Source organism: Paenibacillus sp. TSA_86.1 (genome assembly GCF_052691815.1).
This window is the reverse complement of record NZ_JBQZGE010000003.1, coordinates 236,379-259,302: the sequence shown is the minus strand read 5'-3', so window position 1 is coordinate 259,302 and position 22,924 is coordinate 236,379. Positions and strand designations below refer to the sequence as shown.

At 46.8% G+C, this 22,924-nt stretch carries 19 protein-coding genes; 4 read left to right on the top strand and 15 right to left on the bottom strand.

Going from position 1 to position 22,924, the window contains the following annotated elements; genetic code table 11:
- Positions 1–93: 93 nt before the first annotated feature.
- The 4 genes from ACUTVW_RS10200 to ACUTVW_RS10185 all read right to left on the bottom strand — a co-directional run bounded on the left by ACUTVW_RS10200 (position 94) and on the right by ACUTVW_RS10185 (position 3,255).
- Positions 94–810 (bottom strand): expansin EXLX1 family cellulose-binding protein, encoded by a 717-nt coding sequence (locus ACUTVW_RS10200; protein ID WP_445645687.1) that lies wholly within the window; start codon positions 808–810, stop codon positions 94–96.
- Between the two features lie 212 nt (positions 811–1,022).
- On the bottom strand, positions 1,023–2,228 hold the full coding sequence (locus ACUTVW_RS10195; protein WP_445645686.1) for a cation:proton antiporter: 1,206 nt from the start codon (positions 2,226–2,228) through the stop codon (positions 1,023–1,025).
- 3 nt (positions 2,229–2,231) lie between these two features.
- Positions 2,232–2,738, bottom strand: coding sequence for a cation:proton antiporter regulatory subunit (locus ACUTVW_RS10190; RefSeq protein WP_434749919.1), 507 nt, complete (start codon positions 2,736–2,738; stop codon positions 2,232–2,234).
- Entirely contained in the window at positions 2,728–3,255 is a 528-nt protein-coding gene (locus ACUTVW_RS10185; protein ID WP_445645685.1) for a GreA/GreB family elongation factor, read from the bottom strand. Before ACUTVW_RS10185 ends, ACUTVW_RS10190 begins: the two co-directional genes overlap by 11 nt.
- Positions 3,256–3,645: 390 nt before the next feature.
- Here ACUTVW_RS10185 and gdhA point away from each other — a divergent pair, with 390 nt between their 5' ends.
- Positions 3,646–5,034, top strand: coding sequence for an NADP-specific glutamate dehydrogenase (gene gdhA, locus ACUTVW_RS10180; RefSeq protein WP_445645684.1), 1,389 nt, complete (start codon positions 3,646–3,648; stop codon positions 5,032–5,034).
- A gap of 114 nt (positions 5,035–5,148) precedes the next feature.
- Here gdhA and ACUTVW_RS10175 read toward each other — a convergent pair whose 3' ends face one another.
- Positions 5,149–5,613, bottom strand: a complete 465-nt coding sequence (locus ACUTVW_RS10175; RefSeq protein ID WP_445645683.1) for a GNAT family N-acetyltransferase — start codon at positions 5,611–5,613, stop codon at positions 5,149–5,151.
- A 218-nt stretch (positions 5,614–5,831) separates the two neighbouring features.
- Here ACUTVW_RS10175 and ACUTVW_RS10170 point away from each other — a divergent pair, with 218 nt between their 5' ends.
- Positions 5,832–6,692, top strand: a complete 861-nt coding sequence (locus ACUTVW_RS10170) for a pentapeptide repeat-containing protein (protein ID WP_445645682.1) — start codon at positions 5,832–5,834, stop codon at positions 6,690–6,692.
- 85 nt (positions 6,693–6,777) lie between these two features.
- On the opposite strand, the gene ACUTVW_RS10165 is transcribed toward ACUTVW_RS10170, so the two are convergent.
- The 10 genes from ACUTVW_RS10165 to ACUTVW_RS10120 form a co-directional block, all read right to left on the bottom strand.
- Positions 6,778–7,755, bottom strand: a complete 978-nt coding sequence (locus ACUTVW_RS10165; protein WP_445645681.1) for a diaminopimelate dehydrogenase — start codon at positions 7,753–7,755, stop codon at positions 6,778–6,780.
- 232 nt (positions 7,756–7,987) lie between these two features.
- Complete coding sequence (locus ACUTVW_RS10160) at positions 7,988–8,563, bottom strand: hypothetical protein (protein ID WP_445645680.1); 576 nt, start codon at positions 8,561–8,563, stop codon at positions 7,988–7,990.
- A gap of 538 nt (positions 8,564–9,101) precedes the next feature.
- Positions 9,102–9,857 carry an exodeoxyribonuclease III gene (locus ACUTVW_RS10155; RefSeq protein WP_445645679.1) on the bottom strand — a complete coding sequence of 252 codons (756 nt, stop codon included), beginning with the start codon at positions 9,855–9,857 and terminating at the stop codon, positions 9,102–9,104.
- A gap of 121 nt (positions 9,858–9,978) precedes the next feature.
- Positions 9,979–10,536 (bottom strand): GNAT family N-acetyltransferase, encoded by a 558-nt coding sequence (locus ACUTVW_RS10150; RefSeq protein ID WP_445645678.1) that lies wholly within the window; start codon positions 10,534–10,536, stop codon positions 9,979–9,981.
- Between the two features lie 289 nt (positions 10,537–10,825).
- Positions 10,826–12,670: an RICIN domain-containing protein gene (locus tag ACUTVW_RS10145; RefSeq protein WP_445645677.1), complete on the bottom strand. Its 1,845-nt coding sequence runs from the start codon at positions 12,668–12,670 to the stop codon at positions 10,826–10,828.
- A gap of 111 nt (positions 12,671–12,781) precedes the next feature.
- Positions 12,782–14,119 (bottom strand): AbfB domain-containing protein, encoded by a 1,338-nt coding sequence (locus ACUTVW_RS10140; protein ID WP_445645676.1) that lies wholly within the window; start codon positions 14,117–14,119, stop codon positions 12,782–12,784.
- Between the two features lie 386 nt (positions 14,120–14,505).
- Positions 14,506–17,565: a beta-galactosidase gene (locus ACUTVW_RS10135; protein WP_445645675.1), complete on the bottom strand. Its 3,060-nt coding sequence runs from the start codon at positions 17,563–17,565 to the stop codon at positions 14,506–14,508.
- 113 nt (positions 17,566–17,678) lie between these two features.
- Positions 17,679–19,175, bottom strand: coding sequence for a glycoside hydrolase family 30 protein (locus tag ACUTVW_RS10130; RefSeq protein ID WP_445645674.1), 1,497 nt, complete (start codon positions 19,173–19,175; stop codon positions 17,679–17,681).
- A 222-nt stretch (positions 19,176–19,397) separates the two neighbouring features.
- On the bottom strand, positions 19,398–20,426 hold the full coding sequence (locus ACUTVW_RS10125) for a LacI family DNA-binding transcriptional regulator (protein WP_445645673.1): 1,029 nt from the start codon (positions 20,424–20,426) through the stop codon (positions 19,398–19,400).
- Between the two features lie 90 nt (positions 20,427–20,516).
- Positions 20,517–21,389, bottom strand: a complete 873-nt coding sequence (locus ACUTVW_RS10120) for a metallophosphoesterase family protein (RefSeq protein WP_445645672.1) — start codon at positions 21,387–21,389, stop codon at positions 20,517–20,519.
- A gap of 110 nt (positions 21,390–21,499) precedes the next feature.
- On the opposite strand from ACUTVW_RS10120, the gene ACUTVW_RS10115 reads away from it, so the two are divergent.
- Together ACUTVW_RS10115 and ACUTVW_RS10110 are read left to right on the top strand one after the other, a co-directional pair.
- A complete protein-coding gene (locus ACUTVW_RS10115; RefSeq protein ID WP_445645671.1) occupies positions 21,500–21,862 on the top strand; it encodes an iron-sulfur cluster biosynthesis family protein in 363 nt (120 codons plus the stop codon).
- Between the two features lie 225 nt (positions 21,863–22,087).
- Positions 22,088–22,879 carry a hypothetical protein gene (locus ACUTVW_RS10110; protein WP_445645670.1) on the top strand — a complete coding sequence of 264 codons (792 nt, stop codon included), beginning with the start codon at positions 22,088–22,090 and terminating at the stop codon, positions 22,877–22,879.
- The last annotated feature ends 45 nt before the right edge of the window (positions 22,880–22,924 follow it).

The following is a 22,924-nucleotide window of genomic DNA, read 5'->3' as shown; positions in this document are numbered from 1 at the left end:
ATGTACGCTCCTTTTTCTACATCAAAAAAGCCGTACGATGTACGACTTTTAAAACTCATCTATGATCATACTATTTTGATTCACATATGCACATTAATCCGGGAACTGCACGTTCCCCGGTACAATGTATGCACCACCTGATCCATCGTTTGGCAGAGCCGGAATGGAATCATACACCACTTTACCACGAATATCGGTGATCCGAATACTTAATTCTTCCTTACCTAATCCCGTGCCAAGGAAATGGTTATAATCTTGCTTTTCGAGATTAAGCCATGAGCCGTTCTTCTGCTTCACTTCGAACTTGAGCACCGGATATTTATGATGACGAACCTGAATGGCTGCCCACCACTGACTGCTGCCTTCCTTAATCCGATAAGATACGTTCCCTTGGATCGGAGCTTTAACCACTTTCCAACTAATGTTGATCTTCCCTGCCTGGGGATCACCAATCTGGTTGAACGCATTTGGTGAGAGATCCAGTGCTCCACTGGCTCCTTCCGGATATAAATCGGTTACATATACCACGGTTTTCCCTTTGGGCCCTTGTACTTCCAGATAAGCTCCAGCTAAAGCAGCTTTGACACCGTTATAATTAAGCTGATATGGATTGAGTGCGGTAATCTTCATGTCTGCCGGAATCGGATCGAGCAATACAGCACCACCCGAGTAACCCGACCCTGTGTACGTAGCGTACCCTTGATATGTATCATTCCAGGCAGCAGATGCAGGTAAAGCAAATAAGACAAGACCGAGCAGTATACCTGTGGCAGACCATCTGAAACGTTGAAATCTACTTTTCTTGCTCATTGTTTTATTCCTCCCTATCATTTTGGCTGTGATTCAAAATATAGATCTTCATTGTCACAGATAACAAATAACATTATTTTACATAATTTTTAAAATATTTAAATATATTTCTGCAAAATCACATCTAAAGTCCTGCTTTATCACGCATAAAAAAGCGCCGCACTTGGGAGAAAGTTCGTTCTCCAGCATCGTGCGACGCACTTCTCTAACCCTTATCCCGTTTCCTTGCGTTTCCCCCGATTCCGGAACCGTTCATACCTCGCATATAGACGAGGAGATTCTTTCGTCAGAATAGGCCCCAGTACGGCCAGAATCAGCACGTATAACACAGCGAAGGATTGAATGGAGGCCATCAGGCCTCCGGCCTTGCCGATGTTCGCCATGATGATCGAGAACTCACCCCGAGATACCAGCGTAAAGCCCACATTCAACGAAGCTTTGGTCGACATGCCAGCCATTTTCCCTGCAATCATGCCTGCTCCGTAGTTGCTCAGAATCGTTAGAACCACAGCAATTATCGTCATGCCTACAGCTCCCCCGAGAGAGGATGGCTCAATGGTCAGGCCAAAGCTGAAGAAAAACAGGGCACCAAAAAAATCTTTGAACGGCATAATCTGCTGCTCAATTCGGCTGACATGCCTGGATTCACCAAGCACTAGTCCAATCATTAACGCGCCAATGGCCTCAGCTACATGTAAGGTTTCCGAGAATCCGGCCACGAGGAAAAGCAATGTCATGATCGTAAGCAAAAATAACTCCGAGGACTTGATGTTCAATGCTTTATCGATATATTTAATACTCTTCCTGCCGATAATCAGGAACAGTACAATAAACAGCAAAGCAGAGAGAGACACCAGCAGCACACTTCCGAATGAAGTTGCCCCGCTGAGCACAAGTCCAGTCAGAATGGAAATATGAATGGCAATGAATAAGTCATCAAACATAATCATGCCCATAATAATTTCCGTCTCGGGATTCGCGGTACGTTTTAAATCCACAAGCACTTTGGCTACGATAGCCGTAGATGAACTGGTCATGATCCCGCATACGACCATCGTTTCCTGAAGCGGCAGATTCATGAACCAGCCAAGCAACAAGCCTGAGACAAAATTGAGAGCCACATAGAATATGCCACCGGTTAGGATGGCTTTCCCCGATTTTAATAACCGTGAGACCGAAAATTCCAATCCCAGATAAAACAATAAAAATAAAATACCCAGCCTGCCCATAAATTCAATAAAAGACGAGCTTTCGATAAATCGTAAATCCACAATACCAAACTGTGGTGCATGTGGTCCAACGGCCATACCAATCAGAATGTAAAATGGAATAACCGAAAATCGTAGTCGTGCAGATATCAATCCCGTAAGTGTAATCAGCGCAATGGCAACCCCCACTTCAAATATGAGCATATCCATACGCTACATCCGCCCATCGGTCAACCAGTGTTTGAGCTGCTTGAGTTGGTCACGTTCACCGGCAACAACAATTGTTGCCCCACTGGTGAACACATACTCTGGCCCGGGGTTGAATTGTTTCTGTTTCTCTTTGTCCACCGCCGCCAGGATCGCCACACCGGTAACCTGACGGATGTTCATCTCTCCAATCGTCTTCCCGATGCAAGCCGCATGGGGTTCGATGCGAAGCCACTCAATCAGCAGCCCTTCCAGCATAACTTCCCGTTCGTTCTGGAACTGGGGTTTATACGTCATGCCACCGACTATAGCAGCTACGGCTCTTGCCTCATCATCGTCAAGGGTCACCAGAGAGACCATATCTCCGAGATCTTCCGCTTGATCCCCAGATTCCATATGGAACAAATCACGTCGTTCATCATTATGAACCACGATGACAAGATGCTCCCCGCTGCGGGTATGCAGCCAGTATTTACGACCAATGCCTGGCAGATCTGTTTCTTTAAAGTGCATGATCCGCACCTCCCCGAGACAAATCTTGCAAGGTATTGGCATTCGTCTCATCCAACCGATCAGGTTCTTGCACCTGCTCTACGTTCAGTTCCGAAGCCCATCCGATGCTCGCTATACGAATTTTCATGGAACCCGAAGGAGTTGATATCGCTCGTATTTCACCTTTGTTACCCAGAAGCAATTGACGTCCCACAGGAGAAAGGAATGAAATCTGTCCCTCGTCTGGATCTGCTTCTTCTGGCATAACAATCGTTAACCTATCCAATGTATGAAAATCAACATATTCCAGTTCAATCTGACTGCCGATCAGCACAACGGAACTCAGAAGCTCATCCGGTCCAGCAAGCAATTGCTCGACTCGCTCTGTATAAGCCATCAACTGCTTATCCAGCTGCACACGCTCAGGACTGCGCACGTCAAAATAAGCGTCAAGAAAAGTCCTTTTCTCTTCGCCCAGGATCAACAGCTGACTCACCAGCATTTCTCTGCAGTTGTCAAGTGGAGTTCTACGGTTCATAGTAGATCTCACCTCCTATACACGCCTTGTTCTCCACGTTGATTCGCTTGTTGTTACCCATCATCATCCTGTTGTCCTCCTTCTTATAATAAAAGGGCCCGAATTACGAGCCCTTCTTACCATCTTACCAAAATGAAATTATTAATCCAATCAATTCTGCTAACTTGGAGTTTAATTCTATACTTTGGTTATATTATCCAGAGTTTCACGATATTCTTTACATATAATGATAGATCTATAGAACATTTTAATTACCACATAAAAAACATTTTATGGATTTCCATCTCGTATTTTTATTTTCTTTCATGTATATTTAACTACAAACTTTTATGCAATTTATACAAATAGGTATCCACAGACTTTAACACGATAAAGGAGTGCATTGAAAAAGTGTCCACGATTACAAAAGATAGTTCAACGTCATCTCAAGCTACTACTGCCGCAGCATATGTTCATTCCGTCTATGAGTCGGTTATCGCGAGAAACCCGAACGAGAGTGAATTTCATCAGGCTGTCAAGGAAATCCTGGATTCACTGATCCCCGTCATCGAAGCACATCCCAAATACAGAAACCACAGTCTGTTAGAGCAGCTTGTTGAGCCGGAACGGGTCATCACTTTCCGTGTTCCATGGGTGAATGATCAAGGTAAAGTGCAGGTGAATCGCGGATTCCGGGTACAATTCAACAGTGCTATTGGTCCCTACAAAGGCGGACTTCGTTTCCACCCATCGGTGTACTCGGGTATTATCAAGTTTTTAGGCTTTGAGCAAATTTTCAAAAATGCACTGACTGGCCTGCCAATCGGCGGCGGTAAAGGCGGTTCTGACTTTGATCCCAAAGGAAAATCGGATCAGGAAATCATGCGTTTCACGCAAAGTTTCATGACGGAGCTGTACAAATACATCGGTCCAGATGCAGACGTCCCTGCGGGTGATATTGGTGTAGGTGCGCGGGAAATCGGTTACATGTTCGGACAATACAAACGTATTCGCGGCGGGCATGAAGCAGGCGTATTAACAGGCAAAGGTCTGCTATACGGCGGAAGTCTCGCACGCAAGGAAGCAACCGGTTATGGCTGTGTATACTTCGTTAACGAAATGCTTGCGTCCAAAGGCCTCAGCTTCAAGGACAGCACCGTTGTTGTCTCCGGTTCCGGCAATGTATCCATCTATGCCATTGAGAAGGCACAGGAGCTTGGTGCCCGCGTGGTAGCATGCAGCGACTCTGGTGGTTACATACATGATCCGCAAGGCATTAATCTCGATACGGTCAAACGTCTGAAAGAGGTTGAGCGTCTGCGGATCAGCGAATACGTCAAAGAACACCCGCATGCGACGTATACCGAGGGTTTTGAGGGGATCTGGTCTATCCCTTGTGATATCGCTCTGCCATGTGCAACGCAGAACGAAATCGACGAGCAAGCTGCGACCCTGTTGGTTCAAGGTGGCGTTAAGGCGATTGGTGAAGGTGCAAACATGCCTTCCACGCTGGCTGCCATTGATGTGTTCCTAGGTGCTAACGTGCTGTTTGGCCCTGCGAAAGCTGCAAACGCTGGCGGTGTAGCCGTGTCCGCTCTTGAAATGTCACAGAACAGCATGCGGTTGTCCTGGACATTTGAAGAAGTGGATGCCAAATTGCATGACATTATGAAAAACATTTATAAAAGCTGTGTAGAAGCTGCCGAAGAATACGGCTGTGAAGGCAACTTGCTTGCTGGAGCGAACATTGCCGGTTTCCTCAAAGTAGCCGATTCCATGATTGCTCAAGGCGTCGTGTAATTCCTCTTTTACCGCATTCTTAAAATAGTTCATACAAAAGAAACCTTTCCTTCGTGCAATGGTCATTACAAGCTACCATGCCAAGGAGAGGCTTCTTTGTATTATGCTGTACCCTTAACTATGCGAGAGGTTTCCAACCCCATGAGGGTTTCTGGACATGAACACGTCCACTTCATCTTCATGATCTATATTAAATCCGAAACGTTCATATAAACGCTTTGCCGGACTTCCTTGCAACACGTTTAAGGTCACACGTCTACCCTTGACTGCTTCCTGTTCAAACAATATGCTTAGCACCTTTGTGCCTAGTTTCCTGCCTTGGTGGTCCGGATCAATGTAGAAGTGCTCCAGTAGAAACTCCCCGTCACCCGGTTTTAACGACACACATCCAATGAAAACATCTTCCAGTTCCAAAATTTGTGTATGTTCCGGCTGGAACGTATTTCGGAAACGCTCCCTCACCCGAATCTCGTCGTATCGACCCAAACGTGTCAAATCATCATATAACACCTCGGCCCGTAAATCCGCAAGCTGCTCCCGATCTTCCAGAGTAGCCTGACGCATCTTTAACTCATCCACTTTCTGCTACCTCCATCCACTATCCGCCAGTACTGCTGCTTGTTTATAATTCAATTCACATTTTAACATATGGTTCTTTTCATTGTCATTGGTCTCACAAAGGTATAGATGCCATCCATTCAATGTGATTGAAGTGAATTCCATCCAATGGTAAAGTGATATTGACATGATGTGATCCGTACATTTTAAAATGGAATTGTTCTTACCATGATAAGGAAGTGTGTATTTTGTCTAACCAATCATTAAACTACACTGGGAATCCCCATCTTCAAGCAGACTGTGAGCAGTGTTACGGGTTATGCTGTGTGGCCTTGCCTTATGGCAAATCCTCGGATTTTGCTTTTGACAAGTCCAGCGGCACCCCCTGCCCCAATCTGCGGGAGGATTACCGATGTGGTATCCACACCCAGCTTCGGGAACAAGGCTTCAAAGGTTGCACCGTCTATGACTGCTTTGGTGCAGGTCAGAAGCTGTCACAGGTGACGTATGCGGACAGAAGCTGGCGTACGCACCCCGAAACGGCCCGTGAAATGTATGACTGTCTACCTGTACTGCGTCAGATTCATGAACTGATCAGTTATATGAGAGAGGTTATAATGCGGCCAGATACTGCTTCGCTCCATGCCTCAATTGAAAAAACTTATCCCGATGTGGCGCGCCTGAGTGATCTGGAGCCAGCAGCTCTGCTGCAACTGGACATCACAAGCCATCGTGCAAACGTGAACACCCTGCTAATCCAGGCTAGTGAGATTGTACGCAGCAGCGCTCCGGCGAAAACACAGGTTCAAGGTAAGGCCAAAGGGAAGAAACGCAGCGGCATGGATTTTCTGGGGGCTAATCTGCAAGGAGCAGATCTGAGAGGCGCAAGTTTCCGGGGTGCGCTCATGATTGCAGCGAATCTGCGTAATGCCGATGTACGAAACGCCGATTGGATTGGAGCGGACTTGCGGGATACGGAGCTTGGCGGAGCCGACCTGCGGGGCGGGATTTTTCTGACACAATCCCAGCTGAACGCTGCTATGGGAAACTCGGATACCTTGCTGCCTGACCATTTGAGCAAACCTTCTCATTGGCGTTAAAGGCGCACAATGCAAATAGCTCGTCCTTCCACCGAAGGACGAGCTATTTTTTTCAAAGTTTTTCAAAGTATAGTACAGACTCAGATTACAGCAAGTCACGACGAAGATCCGCAGCCGATTTGGGCGACAGGTGGCCCAGCGGGATATCAAATACCGTCTTCGCCCCTTTATGTCCTTCCTTGCTCAAACGCTGTGCTGCACGGGCATACGCCACAAGTACACTCGCGGTGAATTCCGGATTGCTGTCGAGCTTCAAACCGAATTCAATAATTTGTTTTTGCCCGTTACCTGTAACTCCGCTGCGAATGACAAAACCTCCATGCGGCATGCCTGCATGCTCGGATTTCAGTTCTTCTTCACTGATGAAGGTAACTGTCGTATCGTAGTCCGAGAAATAGTTCGGCATATTCACAATCGTTTCACGAATCTCATCCTGGTTCGCACCTTCTTCTGCCACAACATAACATTGACGAAGATGTTTCTCGCGTGTGGTCAATTCCGGGGTCTCGCCTGAACGAATGCTATTAATGACCTCTTCTACAGGTACTGTATACTGCACACCGGCTTTAACGCCTGATACACGTCGAATCGCATCCGAGTGGCCCTGACTAACACCTTTGCCCCAGAACGTGTACTCTTTTCCTTCCGGTAGAATAGATTGTGCAAGCAAACGATTCATGGAGAACAAACCTGGGTCCCAGCCTGTCGAGATCACGCTTACATGTCCACCTTGCTCAGCTGCCGCGTTCACCGTTTCGAAGAACTCAGGAATTTTGGCATGGGTATCAAAGCTATCTACGGTATTAAACAGCTTGGCGATCACAGGTGTCTGTTCCGGCAAATCGGTTGCAGAGCCCCCACACAAAATCATGACATCGATTTTGCCTATATACTGCTCAGCCGCAGAAATATGCTCAAAGCGAACTTCTGTACCTTCCGCTACCATCTGTTCCGGATCACGACGTGTAAATACAGCAACCAGCTCCAGATCATCGTTCTGGGTAATTGCTTTTTCCACACCTTTGCCCAAGTTACCGTAACCTACGATTCCAACTTTAATCATGTTTAATCCTCTCCCTGTCTGAATCTTTTGTCTATAAGTCTATCTAAGGATATAACATACCATGTAACTTGTCAGGTTTCCAGATGTAAATCAAAAATACCTTGCAACGGTACAGCGTTAAAGCCGCACCCTGCAAGGCATGGATAAATAAACAATAGCTTGTATAAAAATGTTGTTTCGGTCAAGTTTCGAGCGTCCAAAGATAATTTTCTTGCATCACTGATGCAGCTTGTTAAGACTCTGACCAGGTTATCGTCAATTCAACGACACCTTCCTGACTTGCCAGTGCCCCGCCAATTAGGGACCAGCTCTGTTTTGTGTCCGGTTCAGTCCCCTGAATAACGATATTTTTCGCGTCAATGATCTGTCCTGAATCTGTCAGTTTTTTGGCTTCAAAATAATCCTTATACAGCTTCGATACGGTCTTCATGTCCTGTTCGGTGGTGAAGACCATCATTGCCGACTTTTTCCCATCATTCTCTCCGGAATTCGCTGTAGTAATTTTGGCATCGTCCGGTAATGGGAAATCTTTAGGCAAGTATTCCGGCATTCCTTCCACTGCGCTGATGTCACCTTTATTTGCGGAAGATTCAGAAGTTTCCGGCGTAGAAGTCGTTTCCGTGTCTGTACCTGTTGCCGTTTCGCTTGTATTTTCTGAGACAGCCGGATCAGCGGTTCCGGATGTCGCTTCACTATTCACCTTTTCAGACTCGCCTTTCGGTTGATCGGCAGCACTGCTGCACGCACTTAATGCAACCACCATAGCCAGCGCAGCGCAGGCCAGTAGATAATTCTTCTTTTTTGCCATTAAAAATCACTCCTTCTCGTTGTTTTATGTTGTCATTCTCCAGATCACACGCTTACATCCGAATGCTGCTTCTGTATGCAGGTTGTACATCCCTCCTTCATTTAGTCGAATTCCAGTGTCTGCTCAATAACGGATGCCGCTTCTACGGTATGTCAATCCAGAGAACCGATAACGATAACACTGTCAAGGATAACAGGCAACTTACCGCAAGTATGGATAGGAATCGGGTGATGACTTTGAACCTTTTCATACAACCCTCCTCCTTCTGTATGCAGGTTGCTTACGCTTGAACATCATATTTTTCACATGGGACAATCCCATGCTTTTTCTCCGCTCTGTATCCATGAACCATTCAACTTATAATCTATGTATGTTTCAATCGTACCCAAGAAATGCCCCGTGTGAAACAATCCAGAGTCTAGTCGTTTCCCCAACTAAAGTCCAGTACTCTCCCCCTACCTCTGTCATGCCCTTTGACGTAAAAACCGCCTGCATCCCCATTAGGAAACAGACGGTTATTCATTTATGTTTGCTATACTCACAGTTCCAGCTTGACCCCTACAGGGCAATGATCACTCCCCATCACATGACAGTCGATATAAGCGTCGACCACACTTGGAGCCAGCTGATTGGACACGAGAAAATAATCAATACGCCAGCCCACGTTCCGCTCTCTGACCTTAGGCATGTACGACCACCAGCTGTACACATCAGATTGATCCGGATGCAGGTGACGGAAGCTATCCACATATCCTGAACCAAGCAGGTTGGTCATCTTGCCGCGCTCTTCATCCGTAAATCCGGAATTGCCCATGTTTGGCTTCGGATTCTTCAAGTCGATCTCCTGATGAGCCACATTCAAGTCTCCACAGATGATCACGGGTTTCGTCTGCTCTAACTGCAGGACATATGACCGGAAGCGGTCTTCCCACTCCAGACGGTAAGGCAGACGGGTCAGATCACGTTTGGCATTGGGTGTATATACATTAATCAGATAAAAGGAATCATACTCCAGCGTAATCATTCGGCCTTCCGGCTCGCTATCCTCTTCCATACCATAATAAACAGACAATGGCTTGATGCGGCTGAATACCGCCGTGCCGGAGTATCCTTTTTTGATCGCGTAATTCCAGTACTGATAGACGTCTTCTCCCAGATCCATCTCGATCTGTCCAGCCTGCAGTTTGGTCTCCTGAAGACAGAAAATATCGGCCTCACTTTGATGATAATAATCCATAAATCCTTTATTCACACACGCTCGAAGTCCATTCACATTCCAGGACACCAGCTTCATATTCTCATCTCCTCACATCTCTCCAATATAACATGAGCCTAATTAACTGGACAAGACATCATGATTAGGGCTGGAGAAGTGCAATTGAGAAGGGGGTAAACATGGAAATGGAAGAAATCTGTTAGTTGTCGCTTTGCAGCTTCGAGAAGACGGCGAGATCCACGTATCTTCCTTTCTCTAACTCATGCTGCCGCAGCAGACCTTCCTGCTGGAAACCCAGCTTATGCAGTAAACGAATGGACGCCTCATTCCCCGGGTCTACCTTCGCTTCGACTTTGTTCAATTGCATCGAGTTGAATCCAAAATCCAGCACAGCCCGGGCAACTTCTGTCATAACGCCCTTGCCCCAACACGATGAAAGCAGGTCATATCCAATCTCTGCCCGGTGATGTTGCTCTTCGTAACCCAGATATCCACATGTTCCAATCACTTGATGAGATTGCTTATCTTCAATCATCCAGCGCAGACCGGTATGCTCCTTGAAAATCTTCCTATACCAGCTCATCTCGTCAAGGGCATCCTGTTCGGATTCGAAGGGATCGAGGGGCATATATTCGACAACCGTTGCATCCGAGTATAGCGCCAGTAAATCCCGGCTGTCACTGTCTGTTGCTGCACGGAGAATGAAACGTTCGGTATGTAGTATTGGAAATGTGTCAAACAGGAATAGTTCGCTCATGTAGTACTCTCCTTATCTTAAGTAATCTATGAAGTAAAAATAGACGTTACGCTACCCTATGTTATTTTACTACGTCATTACTGCATTACCAAGTATTCCATGGAAAACAAGCCCTTAATGCATACAGCAATGCAAGAGCTTGCCTTCGTTCTCCTTGACGGGAAAGTAAGGAAGATTCCTTTTGTTTCAATCCCGAAATCGCTAATCCAGTATATCCTCTAAAATGAAAAACAGCCTGCTATAAGCAAGCTGTTCTTCGTTCTTCCTGCTGCTACAAGAAGATTACATTCTAGTTCACCTTAACTAATCTCCACTGCTGATTCGCTCCGCCGTTATCCTCCCATTGAATCGTAGAAGCTCCTGCAGTCATCGATCCTTGATTAATATCAACGGTAAGGCCGCTGTTACGATTCGCCAGTACAACATATCCACCTACATCAATCGGCAGCCACTGCTGGTTATACCCTCCGTTGGCCTGCCACTGAATCAGTGCTGCACCGCCCTGTGTGGAGCCTGAGTTTACATCGAGCATCAGCCCGCTGCCCAGGTTACGAATGTTGTAATATCCGTTGCTTGCAGGCTCCAGCTTCCATTGCTGATTGGCTGCTCCGTTATCACTCCACTGAATGATGGTCGCTCCTCCGGCTGACGAAGCACCATTCACATCCAGTACAAGACCACTGTTCCGGTTAACAAGCTTGTAGATTGCCCCTGCTTCATACCCTGTGCTGCCACTGTAGGCTGCGCCAGAGATCACATAAGTGGTTACCGAATTCGCTTTAGCCGTCGTTGTGAACTTTTTGTTCTGAACCGGTATGTTGGTGAGTTGTTGTAATTTCTCCGTTGCCGAAGTGCGATACACCTGCACGGACGAGCCTATACTTGAGAAACGGCTCAAATCATAGGTCACCGATGTATCCGTAGATTCCGAGTTTGTCGTAACCAGTACAACTTTACCAGATGTGGCATCATAGGCCGCAAGAGTATTCGCATCACTCATGCCAATGATTTTATAGCCCGGGCGGATAAATTTACTGTAATTCCCCATTACATAATATTTCTGATTAACCGTATAACTGGTCGTTTTCGTATTGTCGAGCACATTTTTGAAAAATCCCCAGCCTTCCGCACTATCTACAGCCTGCCAGTACACCCAAGCCGTAGCCCCCATGTTGCGCATATCCTTTAAGATGATACGTGACATCGTAAGCCCACTCGCATCCCCATCTCCGTATTCGGATGTCCATAAATGTTTGCCTGCTGACGCCGCGGTATTACGCATAGCTGCCCGGTTGCTGCCATTATACGTATGTGTGTTAATCTGGCTGATCGCTGATTGAACGGCATTGCTGTAACTTTTAAAAGAGATGTTGTTATCATCCAGATTATTTTCTTCCGGCGCACTTAGCTTGGTGGTCAGCCCTTTGGCATTCAGAGATGCCTGGACCTGACTTAGAATCGTGTTCTGCTCTGCCCGGCCGAAGTGCATGCCCTCCTGATCATTGCCGAGCTTCCACCAGTTCGAGATCGGTTCATTCAGTGGGGTCACCGTATCAAATGTAATGCCCCAATGATCCCGGAAATGCTTCACAACCTCCGTCAAATAATCGGCAAAATCATCATAGTAATCCAGCTTGAGATTATTCCCGCCATTCGCTGCACCCGAAACACTGCCACTGATTGTCATCCAGTAAGGTGCGGAGTTAGCAAAAGCTTCGATAATGTTGACCCCTTGTGCCTTGGCAGCTTGCAGCATATAACGCTGATTCGCGTCGGCAGTCCAGTCGTACACACCGGGAGAAGGTTGAAAACCAGGAACGGCTTTGCGGTATTCAAGAACGTTGGACGATGGATCATCTCCGCCTCCAATGTTATATCTCAGAATGTTCATGCCAATTCCTGTCGCCGGGTTAAACATTTTCTCTACATACTCATCGCGATTCGAATATTCACCAACCACCTTTCCCCACCAGGCCAGCGATGTTCCCCAACCTTCAATGGTCTGATACTGTTTCGACGGATCAGCCACAGCCGTGTAAGCTCCCGCAGCCGATACTTCTGCCCCTGAACCCAAGCTGCCAGCCAGTAACGTTCCACTCAATAACAATGCACTCATTCGCTTCAACCACTTCATATTCTTCACTCCTTAGACATTTTAGATCAATCCATTTGATGAAAATGTACTGGTACAATCAAATACAATTAAATTGAAATCGTCTGCTCAGTCCTGATACTTGTCATGGAGCTATGGAGTGGCCTCCCTGAAAGTGGCATCCGATTTATCGAGAGCCGTAACGACGGGGGACAGCCGCAACACTTGGTCGTAATGCCTTAGATAAAGACTTGGATTGTTAAATAAGGTGTACGAAGTCCAGCTTGCATTCGCCAGCCCGTTTACGCGTTTAAACGTTGTATCATTTCGGAATGCAGCACTGCCGTCATTTTTCACCAGCACGATATTGCCATTATTATTGCGCAGGAAATAACCAGGATAATTCATCGCTTCAAACGAGATGCCCATCGCATTTGCCAGACCAGGAACGATACGAAACTGAGCATCCTCTGCCGGAATCACACTTGCATCAATACGAGCTTGATAGTTATAGTGACGAATGAAACTGCCCGGTACGTTAAACGATTCGAGCTTGCGGATATCACCAGGCTGACCGGATTCCTTCAGTACTGTCATATGGCGAACCATACCGGACAACCCCGTAATCTCCTGCTTGGCACCCCAACTCTGAAAGTTGTCCGCCGAGTCGCTGTAATAATATTTGTGATCTGCATACCCGTCAAAATAAATGCGCCAGGAACCGTTATCCAGTTGGATCAGTGCCGGTCCTTCTACCCATGAACCCCAGCCGGCCCAATTCCCTGAGCCTTTAAAGGTATATGGTCCTTTCAAGGAGTTGGAGGTGGCATATTCAATGTATTTGGTCGTTTCGTTCTTCGTAAACGCGTGATAGGTTGAACCTGTCTTCACAACAAAGGTATCAATATAGTTGGGAGCAAGGCCTGTAAGCACCGCAGGTGCAGACCAGGATGTGGATGCCAGATTACTGCCCGATGCGGTAATGACATGTGGCTTAAAGTTCTCGTAATTGCCAGGAGAGAGCGAAACGATGATGTTCACACTGCCGTTCGTGTCTTTGAACCATTCCGGTGCCCAGGTATGGGCGACCGGGGCTGTAGTAGTCAGCGTGATATTGCGGACAAACGTCCAGTTCATCTTGTCCGGGCTGGACGCGATGCCAATTGTATTGCCTGACCAGTTCGTGGTGTACACCACATAATACAAGCCATCGGTGTGTTTCATGATGCTGGGATCGCGAATCAAATCGGCCGCAGGTGGTGTATACGCCGGACCTTTCATCAGACCGTAGTGTGTCGCGTTATATGACTCATAGATATACATGTTGGACTCGCTCGTGTTAGTAAAGGCCGTCATCGTATAGACACTGGTTGTTGCTTTGACTGTATTCGGGAATGCGACAGTGAATATCATCAACAATCCTAGTGTGAGTATAAGTGCAGTCTTATGTCTGCTCCATTTCTTCGGTGTGCCTTTCCCTTTCATTAACATGAATCCAACTCCTTATCCTGCATAAAATCATATTGGACTGCCTTCTGACTGAACGAAGCGTGTCTGTGCTTAAACATACTTCCATTAGCCAAGCAGCACCTTACGGTATCTGCTCCCGTCCCATTTACATGAAACATCACCCCCTTCGCCAAAAATACGTTTATCGTGTATGCGCTTACAAAAATAAATTTCACATCTGCTCTTCATGATCACCGCGATCAGGCATAACTACTTTTTCACTTTCTTTTTTTCTTTCACAATAAGCATAAATGCCCTCATTCTCATATAAAAACCTAAAACCAGTTCATACAAGATTCGCTATCTGTACCAAGCTCTCCTATGATTCAGGTATATATAAGAATGAGGGAATTTACGGTGACGTATAGCTACTGCTGACCCACCGTAACCCACGGATATCGTGACATCTCATCCAGTAGTAATCGTACCCGTTCGGGTGTTCTGCCTTCTTCATCAAAAAGGAGTAGTTCATTCTCTTCCTTCAACCATGCAACCGGAATTTTGTAGTCCTCCTGCGGCCCAATCTGCCAGTATCGGCCCAGATGATGACCGTTCACATGGATCGTCCCCTTGCTCATGCCAGTTAAGCGAAGCATCAGATTTACTTTGTGGTGTGCGCCTGTGACGGGCTTGGCAAAACGCCAACGATACCATATCGGCTGGCCGTAAGAAGTTCCCGGTGAAATCAATCCCCGTGTGCGATTGGTACGATCAACCGTGATCGGACTTGATGCAGCTGGCATTTTGCCAACATGTAATTCTTCCAATTGTGTTGCACCCAAGCTAGAACGATCGGTCGTAACAAAGGATTCCCATGACGTAGGAAGCAGCGCATCTGTACCTGCCATTCGCCAATCCTGAAGCTCACGCTCATGAAGGTAAGTGATCAGCTCAAGTCGACTGAGAGATGAACGGCTATATGGCATCTCCAGTGTATTTACAACCCATGGCTTCACATAGCTGGACAGATCCACCGTCTTGAACGCAAACCAGTCTTGATAAGCAGCCATCGGAATTTCGATGCCGTTAATACGCAAGCCTTTGCTCAAGGCACCGACAAGTACCGCTCGATCCATACCATCCAGTGTAAAGTTCCGACGGAGTACCGTGCCTCCCTGAATGGAGTTCACTTCATCCAGATGAATAGTTCCTGTTTCTGTTTCTTTCTCTGACTCCATCTGCCAATCGCGGCGAATATCCTGTACTTGACCACCAAGGTACACCGCTCCGGCTACGCCTTTACATTCCCCCAGATACGGAGAAAAGTTCAGTCTGCCCATGTGCTGCACCAGCACCTGTAATGTATTTTGCCCAAGAATCACCTGAACCGGAACAGCCGCCGCTCCAACCTTACGCACAAGCGCTTGCTCGGCACCGTTCACGATAATTCTCGCTGTGTCCTGAATATCCGGCAGAATGAGATTTATTGTTCCCTGCACCGTACTATCAAAGTGACATTCATACAACAGATAACCAAAATCCTGACCATACTCGGAAAAACCCATAGGCTGCCCGCTCGAAGAACGTTGCTTCGCTGCTAATGTGATACGAGAGAACTCGGGAGATCTGGACAGCACTGGCGCCATCGGCGCAGCAAGACTCTCCCAAGTACGCTGATCATTAACTGCAATAGATGACGATTCGGGCTGTGCGTTCACTTCTTGAGTAAAAAACTCACGTCCAGTCCATGTCTGTTCGCCATTTTGCCAATCACCTAGCAACAGCACTGTACGCTCCGGATCAGAGATCATTCCCTTCACTTGCCCGGACGCCATGAGATCCACATCGTCAAAACCGATGGCATAACGCAAGCTTTCATGATTGGTCGATTCCACTCGCCATGTGCGATTCATCGTGTCACGATCCAGAATAATGAAACGAATAGCAATTCCATTGGCTTCCACACGCATTATTCCCGGCTCCTGAAAGTGAAACAGGTCAAAACGATATGCATTTCTCTTCGCATCCTGTTCAACCAGAATTTGCACCGTACTGTCCTTCAGAATCAAATCCCCAGCGTCCGATGCCTGTTTCGATCCCAGTTCCAGTTCAATTACCGAGCGTTGTCCTCTGTCAGCTGTGATGAACAAGGTCAGTTCTCCATTGACCATTTCATTACCGGTAATCATCGTACCTGCGGTCAGGTACACCTGATCAGCAATTTGCACACGATCCAGCAATGGAACAATCTGTCCCGGATGAATCGATATCGGCAACGTACGGCCTGCCTCAAGCGTAATGTTCACCGTCTCACGTTCATCCTTATGACTTTCTACAAACCAGATTTTCTCCTGATTTGCCTGTCTTCCGCGCACGGAAATACCGCCCGGATGCCGAACCTGAATCTGTTCAGCCACAATTTCTTCGGATTCCATCAGCAGGGATCCGAATGCACGCACGAAATAAGACAGGTTTTTCGTTACCGCGTATTTCGGCGTCACGCGTCCATATTCACTCAGCGGCGCATCGTAATCATACGATGTGATCATGAAAATATCGCTGTCACCCAGCGTTCTCCCACCATATCCGCCGAAATTAGTCCCCCCATAGAACATGTAATAACTGATTCCGGTATACCCGGCTCGCAGGATTTCCATGATTCTTCTGTCCAGCAGGGAAGCGGTCTTCTGGATTGCCGAAGGCCCTCCCCAATTCTCAAACCAGCCGGTCCAAAACTCAGTAACGATCTTCGGTGTATCCGGCTGTTTCGTCCGCAGGTTGACATAATGTCCATCAGCGCCAGACCAGAAGTTCGCTCCCTCAATCGTGCCTTCTGCTCCGCCAACACAAGTAATAAGCGGGACGTCTATTCCTCGTTCCAGTATACCGTCCCTCAGCCTGGTCATATGTGCGCTTGCTGTTTCGTCATCCATCAGATACCCGTACTCATTTTCGACCTGTACGAGGATCACCGTGCCTCCAGCAGACAACTGACGCTTGCGGATTATCGGGATGAGCTGGTCGAAGTACAGATGTACATAATGAAGGTACGTTTCATTATTTTCACGAAATTTCACGCCGTCTTTTGTTCCTAGCCAGTACGGAAACCCGCCGAAATCCCACTCCGCGCAAATAAACGGTCCTGGTCGTGCAATCACCCACATGCCCAGCTCTGCACACAGATCAAGAAATGCGCCGCAGTCGTTATCTCCTTCGAAGGACCACTGTCCTTCCTCCGGTTCGTGTACGTTCCATGCAAAATAAGTATCGATGCAGTTCATGCCTGCCAGCTTGGCCTTCATTAAGACATCACGCCACTCCTCTTTTGGCATGCGGAAATAATGAATGGTCGCACTATTCAAAAAGATACGTTCACCGTTCAGATAAAAGCTGCGTGCATCATATGTCAGCTCAGAATGTAACTCATTTTTGCTACTGAGATTTTTATTCTCTTGTTCCTGAAACATTAGGGACGTTTGTTCTGTCAACGTAATCCCCTCCTTCTCTTTTTATAGATAAAGAACGATCTCAAGTGAACTACGAATTTACACGGACCACTCCGATGCCAGAATAACTTACAGATCGCTTTTATTGCGCGCTATTACTCTACTGATGGCATGACACCTTCCAGCACTACAGTTGTGACAGAGTTATCTGCGGTAGGCACTTCAATGCCATTGGCGTATACCGGGATATCCTCCAGCTTCTCCATATTGCGATCCGGTGATGTCTGGTACACCTGGGCAGAAGTTGTTTTTGCATATTCCCAGCCGGTCAGGTCAAACGCTTTATTTTCCGCAGACAACTCATTGCGAATCACCAGCACAAGTCTCTGTGCCTTGGCATCATAAGCAGCAAGTGTTCTGCCTTTATCTGTCGGAATAATAACCGCGCCAGGACGAATGAATGTGGTAAACTGAGCCATACCGTAATATTGCTTGGTCATCCCGTATTGTTCATCCCCGTTAAAATTCGCATGGATGAAGCCCCAGTTGTTATTCGCTCCTTCATCCTCAACGGCCTGCCAGTATACCCAGGCGGATGGCTGCATGATTTTCAGATCAAACATAATCCGGTCTGCTAACTCCTGTACCGAAGTCATATCCTCATGGTTGTGCGGCTCACTGCCACCCGTTCCGTATTCAGACATCCACAGTTTTTTGCCGAGTTTATCAGCCATAACACGCAGTTCTTCCATTTTGCTACCGTTATACGAGTGGGTATTCATCTGCTTCACCGCATCAATCGTATCCTGGTCATACAGGCTGAAATTAAATACGGTCTCATCTATGCTGTTATCATCTGCGGCGCTGATTACCGTTCCATCCAGCCCTTTGCTTTGGAGGGAAGCCGCTGTTTTCTTAATAATCTCGGCTTGTTTCTCCGTGCTAAAATGACTTCCCTCCTGCTGATTCCCCTTTTTCCACCAATTCGCAGAAGGTTCATTCAGCGGATCAAGGGTACGAAATGTAATGCCCCACGTATCACGGTAATGCTTCACCACTTCGGTCAAATAGTCGGCAAACGCATCATACTGATCCTCACGCAGATTGTTGCCGCCATCCTCAGCTCCAGTGACCGAGCCGCTAATCGTCATCCAGTACGGAGGGGAGTTGGAAAATGCCTCGGTGATGTTGACCCCGCGTTTGATCGCACCCTGCAGCACGGAACGCTGACCCGCATCCGCTTCCCAGTCCCACTTGCCCGGCTCAGGCTGAAAACCTGGAACGTCACCACCGGGACGAAGCTCCTTCATCTCGGGATTTTCTTCGCCCCCAATATTGTAACGAACGATGTTAAGCCCTAAACCTTTGGCCGGGTCAAATATCAAATCCATAACCTCATCAACCTTGCTCTGATCCTTCCAACCGCCAAGATCATTCGCCCACCAAGCCAGCGAGGTACCCCAGCCTTCAAAATGATTGTACGACTGTTCCAGCTTGAGATGTACCGGATCTCCCTGAAAAACAAGTGTCTCAGGTGATTTATTCATATAATGATTGACAACCATTCCTCCTGCGGCCACCAAGGCCAGCAAGGCTGTGCCTGCAAGTATCAAACCTCGTCTGCCTCTGAAGCGCTGCTCATGATCCGCCATCGTAGTTTCCTTCCTCCATGATCCAATTGATATTCTAAGCTGATGTTGTTAGTTTGAATATTTTATTCTGTTTACTTTTTGAAACCCATTTCATGAAATCGGTTTCATTGAAATCAAAACTAAAACCCATTCCACATGATGAAAAGGGTCTCATTGACGCCCTCATTATATTTCACGCTTCAAGGAAATGTCAACGCTTTCTTTTTTTGAAATACAGGCCCCTTACCGGGCAACAGGTCCTGTACTCTGGCGGATAATCAGCTTCGGTTCCAATACGTTCTGTTTCTTCGGTTTGCCTTGGTTAATCAGCTCATGCAATACATCCACAGCCTGTTTGCCAAGTTGATACGTATTCTGGGATATTGTCGTCAGCTCAGGGATCACGGCACTCGCAAGTGGTGTATCATCGAAACCGATGATCGATATGTCATTCGGGATCGACAGCCCATGCTCAAGCGTTGATTTGATCGCTCCAATCGCCGTGTTATCATTCACACAAATTACTGCTGTTGGCGGATTGTCCTGATTCAATAGCTTGGACATTTCCCTTTTACCGTCGTCGATGGAGAAACTGCCTAGTAACTGGCGTTCTTTCGGGATCTCAAGTCCATGTTCACGCAGTTTTTTCTGCACTGCCTTAACCTTGACCATCGTAGTGGATAACTCTTTCAATCCTCCGACAAAAGCAATCTCCCGATGTCCAAGCTCCAGCAGATGTTCGGCTGCCATGGCCGCTCCGGCCCCTTCGTCTGTGTAGACGCGGTGAAACCCACCTTTGGCAATGTTACCATTGACCAGCACAATCGGCATCCGTTTGCTCATATCAATCAATTCCTGTGCCATGTTGTCTGGACAGACCTGCATGTTAATTCGGCCGCCGAGAAAGATAATACCGTCCACCCGTTTCTCCCGCAAAATGGAGAGATATTCCGACTCACGGTTATAGTCCCCTGCGGTATTACACAAGAAAAACGTATACCCGAGTCCGCGCGCTTCATTCTCTGCCCCCCAGAATACCTCAGGGAAAAAAGGGTTGGTGATATCTGGCAGGATGATCGCGATGGTGCCCGTCTCTTTCTTGATCAGGCTACGTGCCTGTGCGTTGGGCTGAAACTGATGTTTCTCAATAATCGACATAATCTTCTCTCGCGTGCTGGCTCGAACAGGAGCCGTATCATTCAACACCCGGGAGACGGTCGATACAGATACGTTTGCTTCCTTCGCAATATCATATATGGTGATCGCTGTCATAGGGGTGAACCTTCCTTTTCTCTCTATTTTCCTGCTTATCATACCAGATAAGATATCACGAATGAAATGCATTTCATTCACACATGCTGCTTAGCGGGTGAAAATAAACAACTTGCTATCGGCATTCACCACTTGTGTGCCGTTGCTCAGTTGAACCAAGGGCGTATCCCAATGGGTGTGCCCGCTGAACACCAGCGTCTCCGGCCCGGCCTCCAAGGCCTGCCGGATGAGCGGTTCCCCTCTAAGCCCAAGCTCGGCTATGCCCGGGCTTTGGTGCAAAAGCAAGCAATCCGGCTGCTGCTTCAGCAGCTTGCGTACGGATTGCAGGTACGGCTCTGCCGGCAGCCGGTTCGGCTTGTCCGGCCTGCCGATGATGCCGCCAAGGCCCGCGATGCGCAGCTGCCCGAGCCTTGCGGCATGGGGCGCAAGGCCACCCGGCGGGCGGCCAGCGCTAATGATCGCAGCTGGGCCATCCATGCAATGGATGCCCTCGCTGCGGTGCAACCGATGAGCGTCTGCGTCATCGGTGAGATCGTGGTTGCCGTGGACACCGGCAACCCAGCCGAAGGCTGCCCTGAAGGCAAGCCAGACGGGAACCGGATTGCCGCTTGCTCCCCTTTTCCCGCGCAGGGCATACATATCTCCACATAACAGCACACCCGTCTTCTGCGGATCAAGCTCAGGCCACTCCACCTCCATCAAAAGGCGAATATAGTCAGGCAACATCTCACCCAAAAGCTTATCCACAGATTCCGTGTCAGATGCGGCACCAGACTCCTTCTCCATTACAGGTACAATTCCCTGCAAATCTGACGTGACAATCAGTGCATCGATGCCTTCTGGCAATCCAGCTAGTGTACCATGATAAATTGGAAGCTGAGCTTGAATGACCTCACCGCCAGGAATCACATTCAAATATGGATATTGTTCAATGAGTTCATCGTTCAGTAGCCGTATTTCCAAATTGCATCTCTCCTTTCCTTATATATGATCTTACCTTCTAATCGGCAATTATGGTCCATATATTAAATTGTAAGCGAATTCATTGGGAAGCAAAGGAGCGTGACGACGCCATGATCATTCAAGTGAGTCCGCAGGCAGAAGCCAGACTGGTTGAACAACTGGATGACCGGCCTGGCTTTTTCAAATTATTTTATGATACGGATGGTTGCGGCTGTGACGGAATTACGGTACTTTTGATCTTAAATGAGCGGGACAGTGAGGACGTGTCTGTTGAGGCGGGTTCGCTTCCGTTTGTGATTAATAAACAGCAACAGACTTACTTTGAACCCTGTTTACGTCTGCAATCCGAAAATAACTTCCCTTCCTTCCGTCTGAGCAGTGATTCGATGATTTACGGAAGCAACATTAAAGTGCATGATCTGCGGGATGTGACCAACGTAACGCCTGAATCTGCAGATTGGTCTATTCAATAGTCAGTTTGCTCCTTAATCAGGAGTCACGAGTATGTAAAATTACCCCATTCTAAACATCGAGGAATGGGGTAATTTTTACATATATAAATTATAATATGTATACATATTTACTTATATTGGAATTAAAATGTATTATTTAACACATAGAATTATTCCTTTCGTGAAACATCGTTTTGAGTAGCTGGCCAGCTTTCAAATATATTAAAATTTGAAGGGAAGTATACAATGAAAAAAGTAGTTACAACTTTATTGGTTACAGCATCCTTATTTTTAGGTAGTGTTTCATCTTTTGCAGCTTCTATAGATTCTTCAAATACAATTCCTACTAAAATGAATCCCGGATCAGTAGTAGAATATGATGAATCCAACCAAATGATTATTATAGACCAAGGTAAACTAGTAACACTTCCTTCTGTATATCAAAGTACAGTAACACAATTCAAGTCCTCAAATGTAGATGCCGAACAACTAAAATCAGAAGAAGAATTTGTTAAAAATATCAAAGAAGAAGCTCAAAATCTGCCTGTATACAAAATAGAAAATCCTCTTCCTCAACCAGGATTGAGAGTTTTATACGATGCTGAAGGTTACATAAAGGAATTTATATACCCTCAGGAAACCACCTTTGCTTTGGCAGCATATAAAGCGCTACCTAGAGGTACTAGAAAAGCAGCAGGTACTTATACTTATGGTAGTAACAATAATAAAATTACAGTTACATCAAGTACTGTTCTTGGAGAAGGTCGTTTTACTAATTTTACAGATACGACTGGAGAAAACAGCAACACTCTCAAAAAGGGCGATGCTGCAACGAGAGGAGATATAGACAATCCGAAATATGAACAAGTGCTGGATGCTCGAAACTTGGATAATAACGTATTCGCTAATGTCACCAAAAGAGATAACGGAGCACTCCCTGATGCCACACTAGATATCTGGAAAACAGGTGTAGAACTATTTGATTTAAAATGGTCTTCTTCTCTTTCATTTAAAGGTAGATACTTCTACTCATTCTAAATTTAACGTACTAATAAAGGAGGCGAAATTCTTCGCCTCCTTACT

Excerpts from the sequence above, each read along its gene's own strand:
- ACUTVW_RS10165 (WP_445645681.1), bottom strand. The coding sequence starts at position 7,755 with ATGATTAAAGTTGGAATCGTAGGTTACGGTAACTTGGGCAAAGGTGTG.
- ACUTVW_RS10160 (WP_445645680.1), bottom strand. The coding sequence starts at position 8,563 with ATGGCAAAAAAGAAGAATTATCTACTGGCCTGCGCTGCGCTGGCTATG.
- ACUTVW_RS10110 (WP_445645670.1), top strand. The coding sequence starts at position 22,088 with ATGAAAAAAGTAGTTACAACTTTATTGGTTACAGCATCCTTATTTTTA.
- ACUTVW_RS10130 (WP_445645674.1), bottom strand. The coding sequence starts at position 19,175 with ATGGCGGATCATGAGCAGCGCTTCAGAGGCAGACGAGGTTTGATACTT.
- ACUTVW_RS10150 (WP_445645678.1), bottom strand. The coding sequence starts at position 10,536 with ATGAGCGAACTATTCCTGTTTGACACATTTCCAATACTACATACCGAA.
- ACUTVW_RS10190 (WP_434749919.1), bottom strand. The coding sequence starts at position 2,738 with ATGCACTTTAAAGAAACAGATCTGCCAGGCATTGGTCGTAAATACTGG.
- ACUTVW_RS10185 (WP_445645685.1), bottom strand. The coding sequence starts at position 3,255 with ATGAACCGTAGAACTCCACTTGACAACTGCAGAGAAATGCTGGTGAGT.
- ACUTVW_RS10125 (WP_445645673.1), bottom strand. The coding sequence starts at position 20,426 with ATGACAGCGATCACCATATATGATATTGCGAAGGAAGCAAACGTATCT.
- ACUTVW_RS10140 (WP_445645676.1), bottom strand. The coding sequence starts at position 14,119 with ATGTTAATGAAAGGGAAAGGCACACCGAAGAAATGGAGCAGACATAAG.
- ACUTVW_RS10115 (WP_445645671.1), top strand. The coding sequence starts at position 21,500 with ATGATCATTCAAGTGAGTCCGCAGGCAGAAGCCAGACTGGTTGAACAA.
- ACUTVW_RS10200 (WP_445645687.1), bottom strand. The coding sequence starts at position 810 with ATGAGCAAGAAAAGTAGATTTCAACGTTTCAGATGGTCTGCCACAGGT.
- ACUTVW_RS10155 (WP_445645679.1), bottom strand. The coding sequence starts at position 9,857 with ATGAAGCTGGTGTCCTGGAATGTGAATGGACTTCGAGCGTGTGTGAAT.
- ACUTVW_RS10145 (WP_445645677.1), bottom strand. The coding sequence starts at position 12,670 with ATGAAGTGGTTGAAGCGAATGAGTGCATTGTTATTGAGTGGAACGTTA.
- ACUTVW_RS10195 (WP_445645686.1), bottom strand. The coding sequence starts at position 2,228 with ATGGATATGCTCATATTTGAAGTGGGGGTTGCCATTGCGCTGATTACA.